This window comes from Desemzia sp. FAM 23990 (assembly GCF_045528485.1).
Taxonomy (GTDB): domain Bacteria; phylum Bacillota; class Bacilli; order Lactobacillales; family Carnobacteriaceae; genus Desemzia.
In genome coordinates this window covers 1-255 of the sequence record NZ_JBGQQW010000089.1, presented here as the reverse complement: position 1 = coordinate 255, position 255 = coordinate 1, and the positions used below count along the sequence as shown (strand labels likewise).

The window sequence follows — 255 nt, the reverse complement described above, 5'->3', positions numbered from 1 at the left end:
AAAAGACCAGTTTTGATGCCTACAATGAAGCTTCTGTGTTGGTTCAAGCTGTCCGCCGTTTCTACGATCGAAACGGACGTTATCCTGAGCGGGTTCTTGCCGACAAGATCTATCGAAATCGAGAAAACAGGTCTTACTGCAAAATACGAGGCATTCGCCTAGCCGGACCATCACTTGGTCGTCCAAAGAAAGACCAAACCAGAGACAAAGAAATCGAATATCGCGATAATGCAGATCGTGTAGAAGTTGAGCGCG

At 46.7% G+C, this 255-nt stretch carries 1 protein-coding gene; it reads left to right on the top strand.

Annotation, left to right across the window (positions count from 1 at the left end; all coding sequences use genetic code 11):
* The coding region (locus ACEN4I_RS13585; RefSeq protein WP_407103315.1) for a transposase at nucleotides 1-255 on the top strand (255 nt) is incomplete at both ends.